The organism is Arcticibacter pallidicorallinus, from assembly GCF_003002875.1.
Classification (GTDB): Bacteria; Bacteroidota; Bacteroidia; order Sphingobacteriales; family Sphingobacteriaceae; genus Arcticibacter; species Arcticibacter pallidicorallinus.
On record NZ_PVTH01000020.1, the window covers coordinates 1 to 1,445 of the forward strand.

Consider the following 1,445-nt stretch of genomic DNA (forward strand, 5'->3'; position numbering starts at 1 on the left):
TGGGATCAAGCGGAATTTTTGGGGGAGATGATCATTAAGCATAAATCTTAGCCAGTCGAAAAAGGAAAAAAGCGGTATCTCTAACCCCTCTGGAAGTAGCCCTAAAAGCTTTGATCTTTGCATTGAAAGACTCTGCAGAAGCGTTGGTGCTTCTATTGTCGAAGAAGTTTAGGATATATTCATAATGGCTCTGAATCGACCTTGCCACCGTGCAGAAAGAGTCTATAGCAGAAGCTTCTACGTCATTATACCACAGGGCCAGTCGTTTAAAAGCCTGCGTCTTACTTTTGCAAATGGTAAAGATGGTGCTTAACCGGATAGCTAATTGATAAGCCTTCTGCAATAGAGGATAGCGGGGAAAGAGGATATCGGCACGTTCCCTCTGTGATGGGCTCCATTTACTTTCATGTTTGAAGAGCAGATACCTGCTGCGGGCCAGCAGTTGCTTGAGCGTATCGCCATTAGAAAGAACCTCGGGCTGATAAGCTTGCTTGTTTTTTCTTGCTTCAGCAATCAGCCTGTTCTCTTCTTCCAATACTTCCCATCGGTACCTGATCCGGAGTTCCTGGACGGCATCGCTGGCAAGCTTCTGCACATGGAAACGATCAACTACTCTGCGCGCTAATGGAAAGCACCTTCTAACCGCCTTAGCCATGTTAGCAGCCATATCCAGCGTTACTTCTCTGACCTTGTTCCGCTGGCGTAAAGGTATGCGTTCCAGGACTGTAATGATCTGCTGGGCCTGTGTGCCTTTGAGCATCGCTACGATGCTCCCTTTTCTTCCTTTGGCTGATTTATTAGTAACTATGGTGTAGAGCTCTCCACCAGAAAGGGCTGTTTCGTCTATACTCAGGTATTCTCCCATGTTGGATGAAAAGAGCATCCAGTCGGCGGCATGCTCTTTCTGACTCCACTGATGGAAATCGCTGATATGATCTTTGTACTGCTCCTGCAACTGTTTGCCGTCAATCTGGAAATAATGCCCCAACTGATAACAGCTTACCGGATGATTATCCAAATATACCTTTTAAAAAAGTGCCGAATTCCGTTGTCATTCGCGCTCCTTTCTGTACCAGGTCCCAGTCCCGGGTGATGATGGTCCCTGTATTCAGGATTTCCCATCTACGGCGTTTAACACATAAACTTACTTTCTGGCCACGGACAGGAAAATCCTGGATCGTAACCTCTGGCATAAAGCCCTTGGACTCCAACTTTTGACTTTGGTATTCTTCAGGATGGATATTCTTCTCTTCGAGATAGATCTGCAGGCCGGCTTCACTTTGTTGCACCTGTTTTAATTCAAAAAACTCCAGGATGCCTTTAGGTAATATGATACTCGCTAACTGTAGGTATGGATCTTGCAAGGGTATTCTTCTTTTGGGATTTTAAAATGATCTACAAAAAAACGACTTTTTTATTTCCCCCCCAAGAATTCCGCTTGATCC

2 protein-coding genes are annotated in these 1,445 nt (G+C 45.3%); both read right to left on the minus strand.

All coding sequences use genetic code 11. The features are described from left to right. Nucleotides 1-34 precede the first annotated feature (34 nt). Nucleotides 35-1,018, minus strand: a complete 984-nt coding sequence (locus B0I27_RS17325) for an ISAon1 family transposase (RefSeq protein ID WP_181276823.1) — start codon at nt 1,016-1,018, stop codon at nt 35-37. Further along, nucleotides 1,011-1,364, minus strand: a complete 354-nt coding sequence (locus B0I27_RS17330) for an ISAon1 family transposase N-terminal region protein (protein WP_106295712.1) — start codon at nt 1,362-1,364, stop codon at nt 1,011-1,013. The genes B0I27_RS17325 and B0I27_RS17330 overlap by 8 nt, the downstream gene beginning before the upstream one ends. Nucleotides 1,365-1,445: the final 81 nt, after the last annotated feature.